Here is a 528-nt window from a genome sequence, read left to right on the forward strand (position 1 = left end):
AAGTAATGGCTTTTGTGCAACGTCGAAAGGGTCCTGATGTAGTGGGATCGTTCGGATTGTTACAACCTCTAGCAGATGGTTTGAAATTGATTCTAAAAGAACCTATTTCACCAAGTAGTGCTAATTTCTTCCTTTTTAGAATGGCTCCAGTGGCTACATTTATGTTAAGTCTGGTCGCTTGGGCCGTTGTACCTTTTGATTATGGTATGGTATTGTCAGATTTGAACATAGGGCTACTTTATTTGTTTGCCATATCTTCGCTAGGTGTTTATGGAATTATTATAGCAGGTTGGTCTAGTAATTCAAAATATGCCTTTCTAGGAGCATTACGATCTGCAGCTCAAATGGTCTCTTATGAAGTCTCTATTGGTCTTATTCTTATTACTGTACTAATATGTGTAGGTTCTTGTAATTTGAGTGAGATTGTCATGGCGCAAAAGCAGATATGGTTTGGTATTCCCTTGTTTCCTGTATTGGTTATGTTCTTTATTTCTTGTCTAGCAGAAACTAATCGAGCTCCGTTTGATC

At 37.9% G+C, this 528-nt stretch carries 1 protein-coding gene; it reads left to right on the top strand.

The window, feature by feature from the left end; translation table 11 throughout:
* A partial coding sequence (locus tag IE294_RS50600; RefSeq protein ID WP_189895448.1) for an NADH-quinone oxidoreductase subunit H occupies window positions 1–528 on the top strand: 528 nt, incomplete at both ends.

Source organism: Streptomyces canarius, assembly GCF_014650735.1.
GTDB classification, from domain to species: domain Bacteria; phylum Actinomycetota; class Actinomycetes; order Streptomycetales; family Streptomycetaceae; genus Streptomyces; species Streptomyces olivaceoviridis.